The following is a 20,507-nucleotide window of genomic DNA, read 5'->3' on the forward strand; positions in this document are numbered from 1 at the left end:
GAATATCATGCGGAATGCGCGCGCACTCCGGGGACCGGTCACGGGAGTTGGCCAGTGGCGCGCCGTGGCCGGGAGCGGTCACGGATCAGGACTGCCTGGCCTTGCGCGCGACCGGGCTGATGGTGCAGGGGCGGAACTGGTCCGACTCGGTGCGTTTCGCCGAGGCCGCGCTGACCCAGGCGCCCTGCCGGGACGATCCGCTGTGCGTGTGGCGTGCCCTGGTGACGCTGACCTCCGCCGGTGAGCTGACCGCGGCCGACACGCACTGCGCGCGTCTGGTCGACGACGTTGATCCTCGGCTGGCGGGGGCCGCTCAGCGGCGGGCGATGATGTTGCGAGTCCGGGCGCGGATCGCGGTGCAGCGTGGGGACTTCCTCGGGGCGCGGGCGGAGCTGGAGGAGCTGATCGCGGTCGAGGTGGTGCCGCGGCCGATGCGATTGGTGTCGGTGGGCTGGCTGGCTGAAGTGCTGGTCGGGGTGGGGGCGGTGGACCGGGCTGAGGCGTTGCTCGCCCAGCACGAGTTCGACTCGGCGGTGCAGTGGCGTTCGCCGTGCCGGCCGATGCTGCTGGCAGCGCGGGCGGCGGTGCACGTGGCGGCGGGGCGGGCGCAGGCGGGATTGCGGGACTACCTGGCCAGTGGGCGGGAGTTCCTGGCGCAGGGGGTGGCGAATCCGGCGATCGTGCCGTGGCGCAACCGGGCTGCACTGGCCGCGCTGGCGGCTCGGCGGGAGGGCCTGGCGGTGGAGCTGGCGGGGCAGGAGTGGGCGGCGGCGTTGCGGTGGGGTGAGCCGCGGGTGCTGGGGTCGGCGCTGGCCACGGTCGCCATAGTGGGGGGCGGCGGGGGCGTTGTGCGGCTGGGTGAGGACATGGCGGGGCGAGGTGGCGGCGTCGCGGGACTGGATGGCGGCGCGGGGCGAGGCGCCGGCAGCGCCGGACTGCGTGGCGGCCTCGCGGGACTGGATGGCGGTCCGGGGCGAGGCGCCGGCAGCGCCGGCCTGCGTGGCGGCCTCGCGGGACCGGGTGGCGGCATCTTGGGGACAGGCAGCGGCTCGGAGAGAGGCAGCGGCTCGCGCGCGGGTGACCGCTCGGCGGTGATGGGTGCTGCGGCTGGGCGGGGCAGGGGTATGGGGGCTGGCGGGCGGGGTGTGGGGCAGTCGGGGCTGGATGACGTGGAGTTGTTGCGTGAGGCCGCCGACTTGCTGGAGGTGGCGCGGGCTCGCAATGAACTGAGCGTGGTGCAGTACGAGCTGGGGATTCGGTTGGCCGCTCGCAATGACCTGCCGGGGGCGCGGGAGCGGCTTACCCAGGCTCGGGGGCTGGCCGAGCTGGTTGGGGATGGGCGGCGGGTTCGGGCGGCGGAGTTGGCGTTGCGGGAGTTGGCGGCGCCTGCTGTGTTGACCGGGCAGGAGGAGCGGGTGGCCCGGTTGGCGCGGGATGGGTGGGCGAATCGGGAGATCGCGGCGCGGTTGGGGTTGGCGGTGCGGACGGTGGAGGTTCACCTGTCGCGGGCTTATCGCAAGCTGGGGATTTCCGGGCGGGATGGGTTGCGGTCCGCGTTGTTCTGATCTTCCGCGTGGTGCTGGTTGTGGTTGGACCGAAGGGTCCGCGTGACCCAGGTCACATCGGCGGGGGTCGGGGTGGGCTGGGTCTGGGTGACTGGGGGGCATGATCCCTGATCTCGTTCGGGTGGCCGTGCTGGTGGGCAGCGCTCGGGCTGGTTGTCGTAGCCGGAGCGTCGCCGAGTGGGTGTGTGGGCAGGCCGGGTATCGGGCCGAGTTGAGTGTGGATCTGATCGACCTGGCGACCATTCCACTGAGTTTGGCCGGGCCTACCTGGGATCCGGGGCCCAGTGACGCGGCAACGCTGGCCGAGACCACGCCTCGGCTGGCGGAGGCGGACGCGTTTGTGGTGGTCACGCCGGAGTACAACCACAGCTTCCCCGCGGTGCTGAAGAACTTCCTGGACTGGCACGTGCTGCCTTGGCAGGCGAAGCCCGTGGGGTTCGTCTCGCACGGGGGTGGACTGGGCGGTGGGGTGCGGGCGGTGGAGCAGTTGCGGTCGGTGTTTGCCGAGCTGCGGGCGGTGGCGTTGCGGGACACGGTGAGTTTTCCCGGTGGGGCGCTGGCCTTTGACGAGCACGGCCGGCCGCGTGAGCAAGGGGGTGGGGTGGCGGCGTTGGGGACGTTGCTCGATGAGTTGGTGTGGTGGGCGTTGGCGTTGCGTGAGGCCCGAGCGATGCGGCCTTACCTGGGCGGATAGGGGCCGTGATGATCATCAGTGGCCCTGGGGTGCGGTCGGTGCAGTTCGAGTTGGCGCATACCGGTGAGGCTCGCCAGCAGGCCGCGGCCGGCGCCTGTGTGGGCCGGTGGCGGCGGTTGCGGTGGCCGGGGCACCTGCTCGGCGTGTCCTGTCTGACCAGTGTGGACGGTGCCTCGGTGCTGGCGTGCAGTCAGTGGGCCGAACCCGCGGAACCGCGGTCGTTGTGGGGATTGGACGGCGCGCCGGGCTACTCGGCCGGGCCTCGGCGGTATCACCGGCTCGACCAGGTCGGGCGGGCTTCGGTGCGGCCGGTGTGCTTCGCGTTGACCACCTTCGGCCGGGTCAGCGCCGCGCTGGACTGGCTGGCCTCGTTGCTGGAACGGCCCGGCGCCGCCTGCGGACATCTGTTCCTGCGGGATGACGGTGGGTTCCTCGGGGTGTCCGGGTGGGCCGGGCCGGTGGAGGGCGGGTTCACCCTGCATGCCCGGTTGGGCGCGCCGGTTTCGGTCATGAAGGGGGGTTGAGGTGCGGCTTCGGGCGTGTGAGGATCGGCCGGCCATGCTGGAGGAATGGGTCGAGTCCGCGCGGGCGTTGCGGTTGCGGCTGGTCGAGGGTGGCCGGTGGGCCGAGGCGGACCGGGTGGTCACCGAGGTGCTGGGCCGGGCACTGGCCGAGGACGCCGTGACCGGGCCGATGCTGGCCGGACTGTCCTATGTGGCCGGTGGACCGCGACCGGGGTCGGCGCGCTGCCCGGACCGGGCGGATCCGCTGCCGCCGCAACGGGAACTGGCGATGCGAGCGATTCTGCTGGCCAATCGTGGGGTGGACCGGGCGGGCAGCGTGGACCTGGCCAACCGGGTACTGGACTCCGCGGCGTGGTCCGAGGCCGGGTGTTTCTGGTACGCGGTGCTGGCGCTGGCCTACGCCGGGGAACTGGACCTGGCGCGGGAGCACTGCGCGCGGGCGGCGCGGACCGTGGACTGGGCGCGGTCGGTTCGGCAGCGGGACTCACTGACGGTGCTCACCGCGCGGCTGGACACCTGGGCGGGGGCGCCGGGGCAGGCCGTGCGGGCGCTGGAAACCTTGATGGACAACGGGGTTTACCCGCAATTCGCCGGATTGACCGTGGCCTGGCTGGCGGCGGCGCTGGTGGATCTCGGCGAGCTGGACCGGGCGCGGGAGTTGTTCCGGGAGCGCGGCCTGGACGGCGGACTGGCGAGTGCGGCGGATCGGGCCGAGCTGCTCTTCGCCCGGGGCGGGCTGCACCGGGCGCTGGGGCAGTTCTCGTTGGCGTATCAGGACTTCCTCGCCTGTGGGCGGGCCCTGGACGGGTGGGCGGTGGTCAATCCGGCGGTGCTGCCCTGGCGCTCGCGGGCCGCGTTGTGCGCGCACGCGTTGCAGCGCGCGCCCTTGGCCACCTCGCTGGCCAGGGTGGAACTCGTTGCCGCCCGGCGCTGGGGCAGTCCGCGGGCGATCGGGCTGGCGCTGCACGCGGCGGGGTGGGACTCCGCCGCCCAGCTCGCCGAGGCCGCGGAGCTGGTGCGCGGCGCGGAACTGGCCCAGGTCCGGCATGACCTCGGGGTGTTGCTGTCGGCACGGGGGCAGCGGCCGGCCGCCGAGGACGCCTTCGCCGCGGCCCGGGAGGCGGCCCGGCTGATCGGGAATTCCCGCTGGGCGCACCGCGTTTCGGGGCCGCGGTTGACCGGGCAGGAGGGGCGGATCGCGGCGCTGGCGCGGGCCGGGTTGAGCAACAAGGAGATCGCGGCGCGGCTGGGTGTGGTGACCAGGACCGTGGAGCTGCACCTGTCGCAGGTGTATCGCAAGCTCGGGGTGGCTGGGCGGGACGGGTTGCTCCGGTCCTGACGGGGAGCGGGCGTGGCCGGGCTGATCCGACCTCAGCGCGCCGCGTCGGCCGCGGCCTCCTCCAGGTCCAGGCGTTCCAGTTCGGTGCGGACGATGTCGTCGGGCAGTTCCCCCGCCTTGCGGGCCCGGACCAGTGCGGTGCGCTGGGCGGCGAGCATCTGCTGGCGCACGGTGAGCAGGAGTTCGCGTTCGGCGGGGGTCATCCGGGTCTCGTCGGACTCGCGGCTGGCGGCCAGGGCGGTGGTGAACCGGTCCCGCAACCGGCCGAACACCGCTGGGTCGGCACCCTCTGGAGCGGTGCCCAGCGAGTCGCGGGCGGCCTCGCGGACGATGTCCCTGGCCTTGGCCGCACCCCATTCGGCCCGGCGTTCCTCCTCGGGGGCGGCCAGGTGCAAACGACGGATCAGCAACGGCAGGGTGGGGCCCTGGATGAGCAGGGTGCCGACCGCGACGACGAAGGCCAGCGCCTGGATGAGGTCGCGGCCGGGCACGCCCGCGGGCACCCCGGCCGCGGCGGCCATGGTGACCACGCCGCGCATGCCGGTCCAGGAGATCACCATCATGTACTGCCACGGGAGCTGGTGCGGGACCAGGCGGGTTTGCCTGCCGCGCCGCCAGTTCCGGCCGGTCATCCGGCCGCGCAGCACACCGTGGCCGTAGGTCAGGAACACCCACACCGGACGCACCAGCAGCACCACCGCGAGCACCGCCGCCGCGCCGAGAATGAAGCCGGACAACGAGATCCCGGTGGCGGGCAGCGCGGCGAAGACGAACTTGCACTGCAAACCCATGTAGGCGAAGACGAACGCCTCCAGCAGCACGTCCAGGCTGCGCCAGACCTGCCTGCCCTGCAACCGGGTGGCGAAGGAGGCCTTGGCGTCGTTGTGCCCCAGCGCGATCCCGGCCGCCACCACCGCGAGCACCCCGGAGGCGTGCACCTCCTCGGCCAGCAGGTACGCGGCGAAGGGGACGATCAGGCCGAGCGCGGTCTCCAGTCCGCTGTCCCGCAGCCGGGAGCGGGTCCAGTGCACCACCAGCGCCAGTGCCAGGCCGATCAGCACCCCGGCCAGCACGCCGTAGCCGAAGAGCAGGAACGGGTTGCCGAACAGGGTGTCCTTGCCGGTGGCGGCGGCCACCGCGAGGGTGAACAGGGTCAGCGCGGCCGCGTCGTTGACCAGGCTCTCCCCGGTCAGGATGGCCATGACTTTCTTGGGCAGCCCCAGTTTCCGGCCCACCGCCAGCGCCGCCACCGCGTCCGGCGGGGCCACCACCGCGCCCAGCAGCAACGCGGGCACCAGCGCCAGGCCCGGCACCGCCCAGGCCGCGACCACCCCGGTGACCGCGGTGGAGGCCACCACCAGACCGATGCCCAGGGACAGGATCGGCCGGAGGTTGCGGGCGAAGCTGACGAAGGAGAAGTCCAGCGCCGCGGAGTACAGCAGCGGCGGCAGCACCACGCTCAGGATCAGTTCCGGCGCCAGCTCGAAGCGGGGCAGCCCCGGGATGAACGAGATCGCCGAGGCGAGCACCACCACGACGAGGGCGGGCTGCCTGCCCTTGCGGCTGGCGAACGCGGTGACCGCGATCGCGCCGACGACCACCAGGAGCAACTGGATCGCACTCACCTCCGCCGCGGGGCACCGGATCGGTGCGCCGCACGGTAACCGAAGCGGCGGCCCGGAACTCCGCGCCCGGCCGGGCCTTCACCACATCCGGGGACACCTGGCCGACGGCAATAGATAGGTACCCCTACGGATCCCCGCCCTGATTGTCCGCCTCATCCGGCTGGCTGATCGTGACTCGGGCAACTCCCCCTGCGAAGGAGTCACGATGCGACAAGGAAATCGGGCGGCGGTCCTGACCGCGTTAGGCGCGTTACTCGCGCTGGGCGCGGCCGCCGCGCCGGCCGCGGCCGCACCCGCGGAGGGCACGATCCGCAGCACGCCGGACGCGGTGGCCGGCAGCTACCTCGTGGTGCTCAAGGACGGCCCGGCTGTGGCGAGCACGCTCACCGACCGCTACGGCGGCCGCGTCACGCACAACTACGGCGCGGCCCTGCACGGCTTCGCCGCCGCCATGACCGAGACCCAGGCCAGGCGGCTGGCCGCGGACCCCCGGGTGGACTACGTGGCCCAGGACGGGCTCGCGCACGCCACCGACACCCAGAACGACCCGGAATGGGGCCTGGACCGCACCGACCAGCGGGACCTGCCGCTGGACAAGAAGTACAGCTACGCCAACGACGGCAGCGCGGTCACCGCCTACGTGCTGGACACCGGCATCCGCAACTCGCACCAGGACTTCGGCGGCCGGGCCAGGAGCGGCTACGACTTCATCGACAACGACGCCGACGCCAGCGACTGCCACGGGCACGGCACGCACGTCGCGGGCACCGTCGGCGGCACCCGGTACGGCCTGGCCAAGAAGGTCGGCCTGGTCGGCGTGCGGGTGCTCAACTGCCAGGGCAGCGGGCAGTGGTCGCAGATCATCGGCGGCATTGACTGGGTGGCCAAGAACGCGAAGAAGCCCGCGGTGGCCAACATGAGCCTGGGCGGCACCGGGTCCAACCAGGCCCTGGAGGACGCGGTCCGCAAGGCGATCGGCACCGGGGTGACCTTCGTGCTGGCCGCGGGCAACTCCGGGCAGGACGCCTGCGGCTTCACCCCGGCCAAGGTGGCCGAGGCGGTGACCGTGGGCGCGACCCAGCAGAACGACGGCCGCGCGGTGTGGAACGGCCAGTCCGTCTCCTCCAACCACGGCTCCTGCCTGGACATCTGGGCGCCGGGCACCAACACCGTGTCCGCCTCGCACACCGATGACACCGGCACCAAGACGATGAGCGGCACCTCGATGGCCTCCCCGCACGTGGCCGGGGTCGCCGCGCTCTACCTCAACGAGAACCCCGGCGCGACCAACCAGCAGGTCCGCGACGCGCTGGTGAACGACTCGACCAAGGACAAGCTCAGCGACATCCGCACCGGTTCGCCGAACCGGTTGCTCTACAGCGGTTTCATCGGCGGCGTGCCGGTCACCAACGACTTCTCGGTCGCGGTGGACCCGGCCGCGGTGACCGTCGAGGAGCCGGGCGGCTCGGCCGAGTCGGCCGTGACGACCAAGGTGGTCAAGGGCCAGGCCGAGGCGGTCGAACTCACCGCGAGCGGGCTGCCCTCGGGCGCCACCGCCGCCTTCGATCCGGCCTCGGTGACCGCCGGGGAGAACGCGAAGCTGACCATCTCGACCTCGGCGAGCACGCCCAAGGGCAGCTACCAGGTGACCGTGTCCGGCAAGTCGAAGTCGGCGACCCGCACCGCGACCGTGGCGCTGACCGTGGGCAAGCCGGGCAGTTCGCCCCTATCCGTCTCGCTGTCCCCCGCCTCGGGCAGCGCGCGGCCGGGCGGCTTCCTGCAAACCAGGATCACCGTGACCGGTGGCGACGCGACCTTGTCCGCTTCCGGGGCGCCGGCGGGGACCAGCGTGTTCTTCTCCCCCGCTCAGGTTACCGACGGCGGCACCTCGACCGCGTTCATCTGGACCGGGTTCGGCAGCGCGGCAGGCAGCTACACCCTCAAGATCACCGCGACCAGCGGGGACAAGTCCGGTAGCAGCGACTACGCCCTGACGATCACCAGGTGAGGTTGACCGGGTGATCACCTCGGCGAGGGCTCCGAACTCCGCCATGGAGCCCTCGCCGCAGGTGCGTCAGTGCCCGCGGGTGATCCACTCCTGCAGGTGCGGCGCCTCGGCCCGGATGGTGGTGCTGCCGCCGTGCCCGGTGTGCACGGTGGTGTCCAGCGGCAGGGTCAGCAGCCGGTCCTTGATCGAGCCGATGATGGTGTCGAAGCTGCTGAACGACCGGCCGGTGGCGCCCGGTCCGCCCTGGAACAGGGTGTCGCCGGTGAAGACCACGTTCAGCTCGGGCACGTGGAAGCAGCAGGCGCCCGGCGCGTGGCCGGGGGTGTGCAGCACGTGCACCGCGGTCCCGGCGACCTCGATCACCTGGCCGTCCCGCAGCATGTCGTCCGGTTCCCGGTCCGGGTGAGTCAGCTCCCACACCGGCAGGTCCTCGGGGTGCAGCAGGATCGGCGCGCCAGTGGCCTCGGCCAGTTCCGGGGCGTAGCGGATGTGGTCGTCGTGGGCGTGCGTGGCCAGGATCGCGGCCACCCGCCGGTCGCCGATGAGCTTGCGGATCGCCTCGACGTCGTGCGGGGCGTCGAAGACCACGCATTCCGCGTCGTCGCCGAGCACCCAGACGTTGTTGTCGACCTCGTAGGTCTGCCCGTCCAGGCTGAACGTGCCGGAGGTGACCGCGTGGTCGATCCGGACGGCCATCAGAAGACCACCACCGAGCGCAGCACGCCGCCGGTGTGCATCTTCTCGAACGCGCCCTCCACCCCATCGAGGGGGATTTCCTCGCTGACGAAGGCGTCCAGGTCCAGGCGGCCCTGCCGGTACAGCTCGACCAGCGTCGGGAAGTCGCGGCTGGGCAGGCAGTCGCCGTACCAGGAGGACTTGAGCGCGCCGCCACGGGAGAAGAAGTCGATCAGCGGCATCTCGATGGTCATGTCCGGGGTGGGCACGCCGACCAGCACCACGGTGCCCGCCAGGTCGCGGGCGTAGAAGGCCTGCTTCCAGGTCTCCGGGCGGCCGACCGCGTCGATCACCACGTCCGCGCCGTTGCCGCCGGTCAGCTCCTGGATCGCGGCGACCGGGTCGGTCTCCCTGGCGTTGACCAGGTGGGTGGCGCCGAAGCCCTTGGCCAGTTCCAGCTTGGCCGGGTCCATGTCCACCGCGATGATGGTGTGCGCCCCGGCCAGCGCGGAACCCGCGATCGCGCCGTCGCCGACGCCGCCGCAGCCGATCACCGCCACCGAGTCGCCGCGCCCGACGCCGCCGGTGTTGATGGCCGCGCCGATGCCGGCCATCACGCCGCAGCCGAGCAGGCCGACCGCGGCCGCCCTGGCCTCCGGGTCGACCTTGGTGCACTGACCGGCGGCGACCAGGGTCTTGTCCGCGAACGCGCCGATGCCCAGGGCCGGGCTGAGTGGGGTGCCGTCGGTCAGGGTCATCGGCTGGGTCGCGTTGTGGGTGTTGAAGCAGTACCAGGGCCGCCCGCGGCGACACGCCCGGCACTGGCCGCAGACCGCGCGCCAGTTCAGCACCACGAAGTCACCGGGTTCGACCTCGGTGACGCCGGGGCCGACCGCCTCGACGATCCCGGCGGCCTCGTGGCCGAGCAGGAACGGGAACTCGTCGTTGATGCCGCCCTCGCGGTAGTGCAGGTCGGTGTGGCAGACCCCGCACGCCTGCACCCGCACCACGGCCTCGCCCGGCCCGGGGTCCGGTACCACGATCGTCACCAGTTCGACGGGCGCCTGCTTGCTCCTGGCGATCACGCCACGGACCTCTTGAGCCACGTTGCTCTCCCTTCGGTGCCTGAGTGCACGGTTGCAGACATGCGCATGATTCGCCACGCCTGAACCGCGTGCGTCAACCGAGTGGATCAATCCCCGACCGGGCGAAAAGCGCAACGTGCACGCAATCGATTTCGCCAAGATTCTTTCTTAATTTGCGGTCGGGTCAATAAGGTGTCCGCGGGGACAGCGCGCAGCAAGGGGTCAGACAAGTTGGCGACGATCAGTGATGTAGCCGCACGGGCAGGGGTGTCCACCGCGACGGTCTCGCGGGCGTTGAACGGCAAGTCCACCGTGGACCCGGAGCTGGCGAGCCGGGTGCGGGCGGCGGCGAAGGAACTCGGGTACCGGCCCAACGGCCTGGCCCGCAACCTGCGCAGGCAGGAGACCGCGGTGCTCGCCTTGATCATCTCAGACGTGGAGAACCCGTTCTTCACGGCCATCGCCCGCGGGGTGGAGGACACCGCGCAGGCCGGTGGCTACCAGGTGGTCCTGTGCAATTCGGATGAGAACGCGGACAAGGAACGGCGCTATGTCGAGGTGGCGCTGAGCGAGCGGGCGGCTGGTGTGATCGTCTCGCCCTCGGGGCTGCCCGGCAGCCTGGACCCGCTCTTCGACAGCGGCACCCCGGTGGTGGCGGTGGACCGCCGGATGCCGGACCGCTCCTGCGACATGGTGCTGGTGCACAGCCGCCTGGCCGCCCGCCAGGCCACCGAGCACCTGATCGAGCAGGGCTATCAGCGGATCGCCTGCCTGACCGGCCCGGAGGGGGTGCCCACGGCCGATGACCGCGCCGCGGGCTACCGGGACGCCCTGGTCGGCACCGGGCGCCGGGAGCTGCTGCGCCGGGCCGAGTACCGGGCGCCGGGCGCGCAGGTGGCGGCCTCGGAGCTGCTCGGCGGGCCGGAGCGGCCGGACGCGATGCTGGTGGGCAACAGCGCGATGGCGGTCGGGGTGCTGGCCGCGATGCGCGCGCACGGGTTGCGGGCCGGGATCGATCTGGGGCTGGTCTCCTTCGACGACGCGCCGTGGACGACGTTGCTGGAGCCGCAGCTCAGCGTGGTGGCCCAGCCCGCCTACCAGATCGGGGTGCAGGCCACCCGGCTGCTGCTGGCCCGGATCGCCGATCCGGGGCGACTACCCAGCACGGTGACCCTGGACGCCCGGCTCATCCCGCGCGGCAGCTCCACCAGGAGTCCAGGGTCGCCGTGATCACCAGGCCGTCGGGCAGTACTTCCGCGCGCTCCGCGAGGTTTCCACGCACCCCGTGCTGAAGTCGGCTCGCACCCGCAGCACCCCGTTGCCGAACTCGGTCTCCTGCACCTTGGGATTGCCGTCCACCCAGCGGAATCCGGTCAGCGGTTCGGTCCCGGCCAGCTTGTGCAGGGGCGAGAACACCTGGTGCAGCTCGGCGATCCGCTCGCCGTGCCGGTCCAGCTCGCCCTGGTCCAGCACCAGGTTCGGCGGGGTGTTGTAGAGCAGCGCGAGCAGGATGCGGTCGGTGGCCAGGGCCGGGAGTTTGGACAGCGGCAGCTCCCAGCGGTCGGTGGAGATCAGCGAATCGTGCAGCACGGTCTGGTACAGCGGAACGCGCACGGCCGGGTCGAACAGGAATCGGGTCAGCTCGGCGGACAGCTCGACCGGCTTGAAGAAGAACGTCGGGGCCGCTTCCGGATACCAGGCGCCCCAGTTCGGCTTGTCCCGCTGGGCCTTCCACAGCGCGTCGGTGATCGGAGTCGACGAGCCGTGGTTGAAGGCGAGGACCTGATTCGCCCAGCCCGCGGCGGTTTCCGAGCCGAGCACCAGGCGGCGTTCACCGGAGAGCCAGGCCATCCGCTGGAGCCGGTTGGCGCGATCCTGTTCCTGGGTCATCGGATGAGCCGGTGAATGGTCGTCGAAGAGTTCGCTGGCGGCGTCGACGTCGAGGAAGTAGCTGTCCGCGCCGTTGGCCGTCCACTCGCGCACCCTGTCCCGGTAGACCGGGTCGGGCAGGGCGGCGGTGCTGAGGTAGCAGCCGCGGCCACCGAAGCCGGTTTCCGGGGTGCCGTCGGCCTTGCGGACACAGCCTTCCGGCCAGAGCTTGCCCGGCCAGACCGAGCCGGGATTGTCCGCGGTGGCCGGGTCCTGGGCGTTGTCCCAGGAGTCGTACGGGCCGACCAGGTACCCGGCCCGCTGGGCTTCGGCCACCGCCTCCTTGCTCATCGGGGTGCCGTCGTAACCCAGCCACAGCCGGTCGATGCCCAGCTCGCGCAGCCGGCGCACGCCCTCGACCTGCCGGGCCTGCCCCCAGCCGTAGGCGTGCAACGCGCCGAGCAGCTTGCCGGCCGCGGGGTTGGCCTTGATCTTCGCGCGCAGGTTGCCGAGTCCACCGCGGGCGGCCAGGAACCGGCGGTAGTCCGCGGCGGCAGCCACCGGGGAGCCGTCGGTGAGCCCGAAGTCGACGGTATATTCCGGCGTGCGCGCCTCGAACCGGTGTTCCGCGGTGGCGCGCAACCGATTGTCCACAGTGGACACAGCGAGGTCGGTGCCGATCTCGGTGGACACCAGGTAGCTCACCCCGCGGCCGCCCAGGGTCTGTCCCCAGAATGGCAGGGTGAGGCCGCCGGAGACCGGGACCGTGCCCAGGCGCTGCGCCCACCAGGTGTCGTTGACCGGCACGGACAGGCCCTCGCCCCGCGGCACGGCCAGCCGGGTGGTGCCAGGGTCAGCGCCGCTGACCGGCCAGCGCAGACTGCCCGCTCCACCGTGGACAGTGACCCGCAGCCTGCCCTCCCGCACCCCGGCCCAGACCCGGTAGCCGCGCTCGGGGTACCGCCAGCTCACCCCGTCCTTGTTGCGCCGCAACCCGGTCACTGGACCCAACCCGTCAACCCCCGCTGACACCAGGGCCGGGCCGGTGATCTCCATTGTGGACGGACGCAGCCGCAGCACCCCGCCGCTCACCGGGAACAACACCTCGCCGGCGGCGGGTTCGGCGGTGGCGGGTGTTCCGGTGAGCAGCAGGGCCAGGGCGAGGCCGACGGACACGGCTCGTTCACGTGATGTTCGCACCGGATCACCATGTCGGGTACGGATGAGAGTCCGGTGAGAATCCCTTGGCTACCATCGGGGCATCATGCGGGTACTGGTGGCCGAGGACGACGATGCCGTGCGCACAGCGGTCGAGCTGGCGCTGAGCACCGCGGGCCACCAGGTGCGCGGAGTGGGCGACGGCGGGCTGGCGCTGGCCGAGATCGCGGACTGGCGGCCGGACGCGGTGGTCCTCGACCTGCTGATGCCCTTCACCGACGGCCTCACCGTGTGCCGCCGGTTGCGCGCGAGCGGTGACCGGACGCCGATCCTGGTGCTGACCGCCAGGGACGCGGTGGGCGACCGGATCGCCGGACTGGACGCCGGGGCCGATGACTACCTGGTCAAGCCGTTCGACCTGGACGAGCTGCTGGCCAGGGTGCGGGCACTGCTGCGCCGGGCCTACCCGGAGGATCCGGCGATCCTGCGACACGGGGATCTCCTCGTGGACACCGCCGCCCGGCTGGTGCGCCGCGGCGACCGGCGGATCGAGTTGAGCCGCACCGAGTTCGCCCTGCTGGAGGTGCTGGCGCGCAACGCGGGCCGGGCGCTGCCGCGGGAGTCGATCATCGAGCTGGTGTGGGGTCCCGGACTGTCCACAGCGAACTCCTTGGCGGTGTATATCCGGTATCTGCGCGGCAAGCTGGAGACGCCTGGCGAGCCCCCGTTGCTGCACACGGTTCGCGGACTTGGTTATCGACTGGGTGACCCGTGAGGCGCCGCTGGCCATTGCGCGCCAGAATCGCTGTCACCGGCGCGCTGGCGGTCGCGCTGACGTCCACGGCGATGGCGGTGGCCGCCTACCTGTTGATCGCGGGTGAGCTGCACCGGTCGACCGACCTGGGCTTACAGCGGGAGGTGACTCGGCTGAAACGCGTGGCCCCCGACGCCTGGATCCCCGCTGGCCCCTGCGAGTTCATCACCGCGCCGGCCTGCGCGCAGAAGGTGACCGCGGACGGGCGGATCACCGACGACGCCGGCCTGCCGGTCACCGAGGAGACCCGCGCGGTCGCCGCCGGCCGCCGCACCGCCTTCTTCAGCGCGGCCACCATCGGCGGCCACCCGGTGCGCATGCTCACCTCGCCACTGGCCGAAGGGGTGGCGGTGCAGGTGGCGGTGCGCTCGGACCGCACCGAGGAGAGCCTCACCCGGATCGGCTGGGCGCTCATCGGCGCCGGACTGGTCGGCGTCGCGGTGGCCGCCGCGGCCGGATACCTGGTGGCGCGCAGCGGTTTGCGCCCGGTGGCCGCACTCACCGAGGCGACCGAGCGGGTGGCCGCGAACCGGGATCCACGGGCCCGCATCGAGGTCGACGGCGCGGACGAGCTGGCCCGGCTCTCCACCGGGTTCAACACCATGCTCGCCGAACTGGACGCAGCCCTTGCCGCACAACGACAACTGGTCGCCGACGCCTCGCACGAACTACGCACCCCGCTGACCGGCCTGCGCGCCAACATCGACCTGCTGCGCCGCGCCGACCAGCTCACCCAGACCCAGCGCGGCGACGTGCTCACCGCCCTGCACACCCAGGCCACCCGGCTGACCGGCCTGGTCACCGACCTGATCGAACTGGCCCGCGGCGAGGAGGCCAACGACCCGGCCGAGGAACTACGCCTGGACCTGCTGGTCGAACACGTGGCGGCCGAGGTGGGTGCGCACTGGCCGCGCACCGCCTTCTGCCTGGACCTGGACCCCACCGCGATCACCGGCCAGCCCGGCCGCCTGGCCCGCGCGGTACGCAACCTGCTGGACAACGCGGGCAAGTTCAGCCCACCCGGCGGGATCGTGTGGGTTTCCTTGCGGGACAAGGAGTTGTGCGTGCGGGATCAAGGTCCGGGGATTCCGGCGGCGGACCTGGACCGGGTGTTCGAGCGCTTCTACCGCTCCGCCGCGGCCCGGTCGCTGCCGGGTTCGGGGCTGGGGCTGGCGATCGTGGGACAGGTGGCCAGGGCACATGGCGCGACCGTGTCCGCCGAATGCCCCGAGGGCGGCGGAACGTTGCTGCGCATGCGTTTCAGCTGAAACTGGCGCTGCCACCTTGGCTCGCCCCGCAACTCGCCGGCGTGTTGGCCGTTGTCGTACGACTCTGTTGGCGAATCGGCGGTGTGATCCGCACTCCCGCACCACTTGGGCCAACTGGTACGCCCACTTTGGCCAAACCGGCGTACCAGTTGGCCCAACTGGCCGGAAGATCGGCACACCGGGGCGACTTCGCCAACAGAGTCGTCGTACGCAGTCTTGGCCGAACTGGTACGCCCACGCGCCAACACACCGACCACAACGGCCAACACGCCGCCCACAACGGCCAACACGCCGCCCACAACGGCCAACACGGCGTCCAGAACGGCCAAGACACCGTGCGAGAACGGCCAACACGGGGTGGGTGCTCCTTGTGGACTATTGCCACACAATGGGCGTTGTGAGAAAGATGTCCACATGCCCGTTGTCCGGCGTCACCTCGCACTGGGGGCCGCGTTCGCGGTGCTCGGCGCGCTGCTCACCCCGGTGTCCGCGACCGCCGCTCCGGCGGACCGGCAGGACGCGTTCACGGCCGCCGCCACCGAGTTCGGCGTGCCGCCGAGTGTGTTGCTCGGCGTCTCGTACCTCCAGTCGCGCTGGGATGCCAACGCGGGGGAACCGAGCCGCGGTGCGGGCTTCGGGCCCATGCACCTCACTGATGCGCGGGGCCTCGGCGTCGCCCCGGACACCCACCACGGGGACGGCGCCGAGGACCCGCGCGGGGACTCCGCCCGGCCGCTGCGGCTGCCCGAACCCGCGCCCGCCGGCGCCTCCCCCGCCGGGTTGCAGACCCTGGACCTGGCCGCGCGGCTGACCGGGGCCGAACCGGCGCGGCTGCGCGCGGATCCGGCGGTCAACATCCGCGGTGGCGCGGCTGTGCTGGCGCAGTACCAGCGCGAACTGCGTGGCGGCACCGCGACCGGCGACTGGTACGGGGCGGTGGCCAGGTACAGCGGGGCCACCGACACCGCGACCGCCCGCCGGTTCGCCGACGACGTGTTCGAGTTGCTGCGCACCGGCGCGGACCGGGTCACCGACGACGGGCACCGGGTCCGGCTGACCGCCGAGCCAGGACTCAGCCCGCGAGTGTCCCAAGTGGACGGTCTCGGACTGCGCGCGCCGAAGCCGGCTGCCACCGAGTGTCCGAGAAACCTGGGCTGCGAATGGATTCCGGCACCGTACGAGCACTTCGACCCGACCAAGCCGGGCAGCTACGGCAACCACGACCAGGCCGACCGGCCGCGCGACCTGAAGATCAAGTACATCATCGTGCACGACACCGAGGGCTACTACGACACCACGCTGCGGCTGGTGCAGAACCCGAAGTACGTGAGCTGGCAGTACACCCTGCGCTCGGTCGACGGCCATGTGGCGCAACACGTCAAGGCCGAGGATGTGGCCTGGCAGGCCGGCAACTGGTACATCAACTCGCACTCCATCGGCCTGGAGCACGAGGGTTTCGCGGCCAAGGGCACCTGGTACACCGAGGCGATGTACCGCTCCTCGGCCCGGCTGGTCCGCTACCTGGCGAACAAGTACGACATCCCGCTGGACCGCGGGCACATCCTGGGGCACGACAACGTCCCCGGCACCACCCCGGCCACCGTGCGCGGCATGCACTGGGATCCGGGCCCCTACTGGGATTGGGCGCACTACTTCGACCTGCTCGGCGCGCCCTTCCACACCAGCTCCGGGCCGTGGGCCGGGATCGTCACCATCAAACCGGACTACGCCACCCACCACCCGGCGATGTACGGCTGTGACAGCGCCAAGCCCGCCGACCCCTGCCCGGTCCGCGGCACCACCTCGGTGTTCCTGCACACCGAACCCAGCACGGACGCCCCGCTGGTCAAGGACCCCGGTCTGCGGCCGGACGGCAGCCACAGCACCCGGCAGGTCAGCGACTACGGCGGCCGGGTGGACACCGGGCAGCGCTTCGCGGTGGCCGAACGACGCGGCGAGTGGACCGCGATCTGGTACCTGGGCCAGAAAGCCTGGTTCCACAACCCGCGCGCCAAGCCGACCGCGGTGAACAGCACCGGGTACACCGTCACCCCGCGCCCCGGCCTGACCGAGGTCCCGGTGTTCGGCCGGGCCTACCCGGAGGAAGCCGCCTACGCGGGCACCGGCGTGCCATATCAGCCGATCGCGCCGTTGCAGTACACGATGCGCGCCGGGGAGAAGTACGTGCTCGCCGAGCACGAGGTGTCCACGGATTACTACTTCGCGCAGAACTGGGAAGGCCCGCGCACTGTGGTGCGGGGCAAGGACAAGTACTACCAGGTGTTCTTCGGGCACCGGGCGTTCTTCGTGAAGGCCGCGGACGTCCGGCTCAGCCCGAGCTGGTAGTCCCGGTGGGTCCGGCGGAGGCGTCCCTCACCGCCTCCGCCGGACCCACTCCCCCTCAGCCGTACTTGACCGTGACGTCGCCGGAGTCGGCGGTCGCGGAGATCGTGCGCGAACTCCCCGCCTCCTGGGTGACGGCGATGTCCTTCTTGCCCGAATCGGTCTTGGCGGTGACCTGGTACCCGGCGGGCTCCTTGGGCACCGTGACGGTGACGGTGCCACTCCCGGCCTCGGCCACCACGCTGCCCGGCGCGGCGGCGAACCCGGCGGTGATGTCACCGGAATCGGTGTGCAGCTCGGCCTTGGGCGAGCGCGCGCCGGAGGTGGTGACCGTGCCCGAGCCGGTGCGCGCCCACAGCGCGGCGACCGGATTGTCCGCGCGCACGTCCCCGGAATCGGTTTCGAGTCGCAGGTCGCCCTTGACGTCGTAGACCGAGACCGCACCCGAGTCGGTGCGCAGCTGCACGGCGATGGCGGCGGGCACGGTGATCACGTAGTCGATCCCGCAGTTGTTCGAGCAGGTGGGCTCGGTGATCCGGAGCGTCTCCCCGGACCACTCCTCGTGCGCGACCGGCTTGTTGTTGGCCCACTCCAGCTTCCTGGTGACGCTGACCTTGCCGTCCGCACCGGCCCGGACCTCGACGTCGCCGCTGTCGAGGGTCACCTCCAGCTTGGCGATCTTCTGCTCGAAATCCTGTTGCTGGGTCTCCCGGTTGCGCGCGATCAGCGAGCACCCCGACAACAGCACGGCGCCGGTGACCAGCGCCGCCCCCACCTTGAGCATCCTCATGCGGCAACCGTAGTGATCGCGGCCTGCGGGCACGATCGGGTCACCACCTCCGGTGGAGGTAGGGCTAGCCCCACCTCCACCGGGTGACTCAGGGCGCCGACGGGCCGACGTCGGCCTTCTGCAGCGGCTTGCGGCTCACCGAACCGCCGAACTCGTCCGCGCCCACGTCCAGCTTGCCGCTGCGCGCGTGCGGGTCGAAGTCGTTGGTGACAAAGGAATAGCTGCCCGCACCGGCGTCGATGGCCGGACTGCCCGCGCTGAGCCGCTTGAGCCCGTTGGCGTCGGTGACCAGCTTCGGATCGACGTTGCGGTAGCCACCCGAGGGCATGCCCGCGCTGGCGCCGTAGGCGATGTTGCCCTCGTACTTCACCGTGGACCCGCTGCGCATCGCCACCAGCGAACCGGAGCTGCCCACGATGATGTTGTTGGCCAGCACGCAGTCCTTGGGCAGGAACTCGCCGCCGTCGCTGTCCACCACCGAGCTGGTGCCCAGCAGGGTGTTGTAGGCGACGGTGACCCGGTCCGGCCGGTCGTGCCCGGTGCTGGTCGGTGAGCTGTCCGCCTCCGAGCCCTTGCCGAAGACCAGCGCCCGCCCGCCGGTGGCCGCCACATAGTTGTTGATGATCTTGTGGTCGTTGCCGTGGAAGCGGATGCCGGTGTTGCCGTACAACAGGTTGCCCTCCACCAGGTTGCGGTGGCCGTGCCGCAGCACGATGTAGCCCTTGCTGTCCCGGATGGTGTTGTACCGGATGGTGTTGTCCGATGCCTTCACCGAGATCGCCTCGGCGTCGCCGTTGGCCTTCTCGAACAGGTTGTGCTCGATGACCGCGTTGCCCGAGTAGCTCTGTTTGTGGCTGTAGCCCAGGCGGATCGACTCCCCGCCGTTGGCGCCGGCGAAGCTGTGGTTGTAGAAGTAGTTGTGGTGCACCTTGGTGCGCTTGGCGATGTTGTCGCTGGGCCCGGAGATCTGCAGGAAGACCCCGGCGGTGCTGCGGTTCTGGAAGGTGTTGCGGTCGATCTCCACGTCGTTGCCGTTGATGTTGACCCAGTTCCCGTCGCCGGAGAACTGGATCGTGTTGCGGCTCAACCGGATGTGGTGCGCCGCGGTCGGCACGGACAGCGAACCGCCGTGCCGCAGCGAGAACCCGTTCAGCGTCACGTAGCTGACGTTGTCGAAGGCGAACCCGGTGGACCCGGTGATCACCGCCTTGCCCACGTTTGCCGCGCTGACCGTGATCGGCGCGGACGCGGTGCCGGAGCGGCGGACGGTGATCGCGCTGGTGGCGTTGTAGCTGCCGTCGGCCAGTTCGATCCGGTCACCCGGTTTGGCCGCGTTGAGCGCGTTCTGCAGCGCGGGCAGGCTGCTCACCCGCACCACTTCGGCAGCGGTGGACCCGGCCGTTGCGGCGGACGGCAGGGTGAGGACGATCGCGGCGGCCAGAACGGGCAGCAGCACGGCGGTGTGTTGTTTCATGTGCCAGCTCTCCAGTGAGACGGCGCGGCGGTGACCACAAGCTAGGGACACATCCGATCTCTAGTCAAGAACCTTGCCAAATCCCGTGATGCACGGATGTGAACCGGCAGGTCCAGTCCCTGGAACGAGGTGGACGAGGTTGGCCGCCGGCCCTGAGATGAGCGGATGAGTCCAGCGACGTTCACCGGCTACAACTGCATCATGCCCACCGAGCGCGAGCCGAGCCCGGGACAGCGCGATGATCGCCACGGGCCCGGTTGGTGCTCGGCCGCGTTCTTCCATCCGTGGGCGGCCGGACCGCCGTCCCCGAAGTACCGGTGGGCGCTGTTCGGCACCGCAGCCCAGGCGATCGGCGATCTGGCCCGCTGCCTGGACGACGGCGAGGCCGGTGAACGCGGCCCCAGCGCCGCCCGGTTGTTGCGCGCCGTCCCGCGGCCCGGCGCACTGGCGGTGCACGTCGACGACAGCTGGGCTTGCGTGGTCTACGAGGTCGGCGCCGGGGTGCACCTGTCGGACGCGGGCGACGCGTTCTTCGCCGGGTGGCGGACCGCGTGGGTCGACCGCCGCTTCGGGCTCATCAACGCCAACCGTCCGGTGATCTGTTAGCGGCGGGTGTAGGTCTTGCGGTCGGCCAGTCGCTCCGGCTCGCCGGGCGGGGTGAAGAGCAGGTCGATCACCTGCCGGTCCGGGGTCTCGAACCGGATGACCGTACGCATCCGGATGGTCTTGCCGATGTAGGCGTCGCCCAGCACGCCCTGGTCCACGAACTCGCCGGTCAGGTTCAGTTCGGGCGAACCGTTGTCGGAGGCGCCGTGGTAGCTCATCATGGCCGCGTTGAGCGCGTCGATGGTGACGAACTCGTACTGCTTGGCCATGTTCGCGTGCGCGAACCAGCCGAGCCGGTAGTACGGGCCGCCGTTGAAGGTGCCAGTCAGCTCTTCCTGGAGGTGGCGGCCGCCGGTGCCCTCCACCCACCGTCGGGTGCCCTTGACGTCCTTGGCCACCAACGGTTTCTCCGCGGTGCCGCCGGCGATGAAGGTGCGCATCTCCACCTCCCACTCACCGATCAGCGGTTGCAGGCGCTGGTGGGCGGGGCCGGGCAGGCCGTTGCGCACCAAGGTCGGCACCTCGGGGCTGGCGGGGGCGGCGGCGCAGGAGGCGAGCAGGGTCAGGGTCAGGGTCAGCGCGACCGTGGTCGCGAGAAGTCTTGTCAGCACGGGGGAAGTCTGTGATCGGCGGTCAGCCGGAACAACAGTCGATCATCAATGGTTCCGAT

The 20,507-nt window shown here is 71.3% G+C and carries 17 protein-coding genes; 10 read left to right on the forward strand and 7 right to left on the reverse strand.

The window, feature by feature from the left end; genetic code table 11:
- Positions 1-14: 14 nt before the first annotated feature.
- The 4 genes from MZC64_RS37405 to MZC64_RS37420 all read left to right on the forward strand — a co-directional run bounded on the left by MZC64_RS37405 (position 15) and on the right by MZC64_RS37420 (position 4,122).
- On the forward strand, positions 15-1,565 hold the full coding sequence (locus tag MZC64_RS37405; protein ID WP_247764398.1) for a helix-turn-helix transcriptional regulator: 1,551 nt from the start codon (positions 15-17) through the stop codon (positions 1,563-1,565).
- Positions 1,566-1,665: 100 nt separating this feature from the next.
- A complete protein-coding gene (locus tag MZC64_RS37410) occupies positions 1,666-2,259 on the forward strand; it encodes an NADPH-dependent FMN reductase (RefSeq protein WP_247764399.1) in 594 nt (197 codons plus the stop codon).
- 38 nt (positions 2,260-2,297) lie between these two features.
- Positions 2,298-2,783 carry a hypothetical protein gene (locus MZC64_RS37415; protein WP_247764400.1) on the forward strand — a complete coding sequence of 162 codons (486 nt, stop codon included), beginning with the start codon at positions 2,298-2,300 and terminating at the stop codon, positions 2,781-2,783.
- Between the two features lie 34 nt (positions 2,784-2,817).
- Complete coding sequence (locus tag MZC64_RS37420; protein WP_247764401.1) at positions 2,818-4,122, forward strand: helix-turn-helix transcriptional regulator; 1,305 nt, start codon at positions 2,818-2,820, stop codon at positions 4,120-4,122.
- Positions 4,123-4,154: 32 nt separating this feature from the next.
- Here the strand turns inward: MZC64_RS37420 and MZC64_RS37425 are convergent, their stop codons facing one another.
- A complete protein-coding gene (locus MZC64_RS37425) occupies positions 4,155-5,747 on the reverse strand; it encodes a sodium:proton antiporter (RefSeq protein ID WP_247764402.1) in 1,593 nt (530 codons plus the stop codon).
- 205 nt (positions 5,748-5,952) lie between these two features.
- On the opposite strand from MZC64_RS37425, the gene MZC64_RS37430 reads away from it, so the two are divergent.
- Positions 5,953-7,755 carry a S8 family peptidase gene (locus MZC64_RS37430; protein ID WP_247764403.1) on the forward strand — a complete coding sequence of 601 codons (1,803 nt, stop codon included), beginning with the start codon at positions 5,953-5,955 and terminating at the stop codon, positions 7,753-7,755.
- 66 nt (positions 7,756-7,821) lie between these two features.
- Here the strand turns inward: MZC64_RS37430 and MZC64_RS37435 are convergent, their stop codons facing one another.
- Both MZC64_RS37435 and MZC64_RS37440 read right to left on the reverse strand, forming a co-directional pair.
- Positions 7,822-8,451 (reverse strand): MBL fold metallo-hydrolase, encoded by a 630-nt coding sequence (locus MZC64_RS37435; RefSeq protein ID WP_247764404.1) that lies wholly within the window; start codon positions 8,449-8,451, stop codon positions 7,822-7,824.
- Complete coding sequence (locus MZC64_RS37440) at positions 8,451-9,536, reverse strand: S-(hydroxymethyl)mycothiol dehydrogenase (RefSeq protein WP_247764405.1); 1,086 nt, start codon at positions 9,534-9,536, stop codon at positions 8,451-8,453. The genes MZC64_RS37435 and MZC64_RS37440 overlap by 1 nt, the downstream gene beginning before the upstream one ends.
- A 210-nt stretch (positions 9,537-9,746) precedes the next feature.
- Between MZC64_RS37440 and MZC64_RS37445 the strand changes: the two genes are divergently transcribed.
- On the forward strand, positions 9,747-10,745 hold the full coding sequence (locus MZC64_RS37445) for a LacI family DNA-binding transcriptional regulator (protein ID WP_247764406.1): 999 nt from the start codon (positions 9,747-9,749) through the stop codon (positions 10,743-10,745).
- Here the strand turns inward: MZC64_RS37445 and MZC64_RS37450 are convergent, their stop codons facing one another.
- Positions 10,746-12,584, reverse strand: a complete 1,839-nt coding sequence (locus MZC64_RS37450; RefSeq protein WP_247764407.1) for a glycoside hydrolase — start codon at positions 12,582-12,584, stop codon at positions 10,746-10,748.
- A 64-nt stretch (positions 12,585-12,648) separates the two neighbouring features.
- On the opposite strand from MZC64_RS37450, the gene MZC64_RS37455 reads away from it, so the two are divergent.
- The 3 genes from MZC64_RS37455 (at position 12,649) to MZC64_RS37465 (ending at position 16,970) form a co-directional block, all read left to right on the forward strand.
- Positions 12,649-13,317, forward strand: a complete 669-nt coding sequence (locus MZC64_RS37455) for a response regulator transcription factor (RefSeq protein ID WP_247764408.1) — start codon at positions 12,649-12,651, stop codon at positions 13,315-13,317.
- 14 nt (positions 13,318-13,331) lie between these two features.
- On the forward strand, positions 13,332-14,624 hold the full coding sequence (locus MZC64_RS37460; RefSeq protein ID WP_247764409.1) for a HAMP domain-containing sensor histidine kinase: 1,293 nt from the start codon (positions 13,332-13,334) through the stop codon (positions 14,622-14,624).
- A gap of 414 nt (positions 14,625-15,038) precedes the next feature.
- Positions 15,039-16,970, forward strand: a complete 1,932-nt coding sequence (locus tag MZC64_RS37465; protein WP_247764410.1) for an N-acetylmuramoyl-L-alanine amidase — start codon at positions 15,039-15,041, stop codon at positions 16,968-16,970.
- Positions 16,971-17,025: 55 nt separating this feature from the next.
- On the opposite strand, the gene MZC64_RS37470 is transcribed toward MZC64_RS37465, so the two are convergent.
- Positions 17,026-17,757 (reverse strand): DUF4097 family beta strand repeat-containing protein, encoded by a 732-nt coding sequence (locus tag MZC64_RS37470; protein ID WP_247764411.1) that lies wholly within the window; start codon positions 17,755-17,757, stop codon positions 17,026-17,028.
- 88 nt (positions 17,758-17,845) lie between these two features.
- Positions 17,846-19,231, reverse strand: coding sequence for a polysaccharide lyase 6 family protein (locus tag MZC64_RS37475; RefSeq protein ID WP_247764412.1), 1,386 nt, complete (start codon positions 19,229-19,231; stop codon positions 17,846-17,848).
- Between the two features lie 165 nt (positions 19,232-19,396).
- Here MZC64_RS37475 and MZC64_RS37480 point away from each other — a divergent pair, with 165 nt between their 5' ends.
- Positions 19,397-19,837: a hypothetical protein gene (locus tag MZC64_RS37480; protein WP_247764413.1), complete on the forward strand. Its 441-nt coding sequence runs from the start codon at positions 19,397-19,399 to the stop codon at positions 19,835-19,837.
- Here MZC64_RS37480 and MZC64_RS37485 read toward each other — a convergent pair.
- Entirely contained in the window at positions 19,834-20,448 is a 615-nt protein-coding gene (locus MZC64_RS37485) for a DUF1579 family protein (protein ID WP_247764414.1), read from the reverse strand. The genes MZC64_RS37480 and MZC64_RS37485 overlap by 4 nt on opposite strands.
- Positions 20,449-20,507: the final 59 nt, after the last annotated feature.

It is taken from the genome of Crossiella sp. S99.2, from assembly GCF_023094165.1.
GTDB lineage: Bacteria > Actinomycetota > Actinomycetes > Mycobacteriales > Pseudonocardiaceae > Crossiella.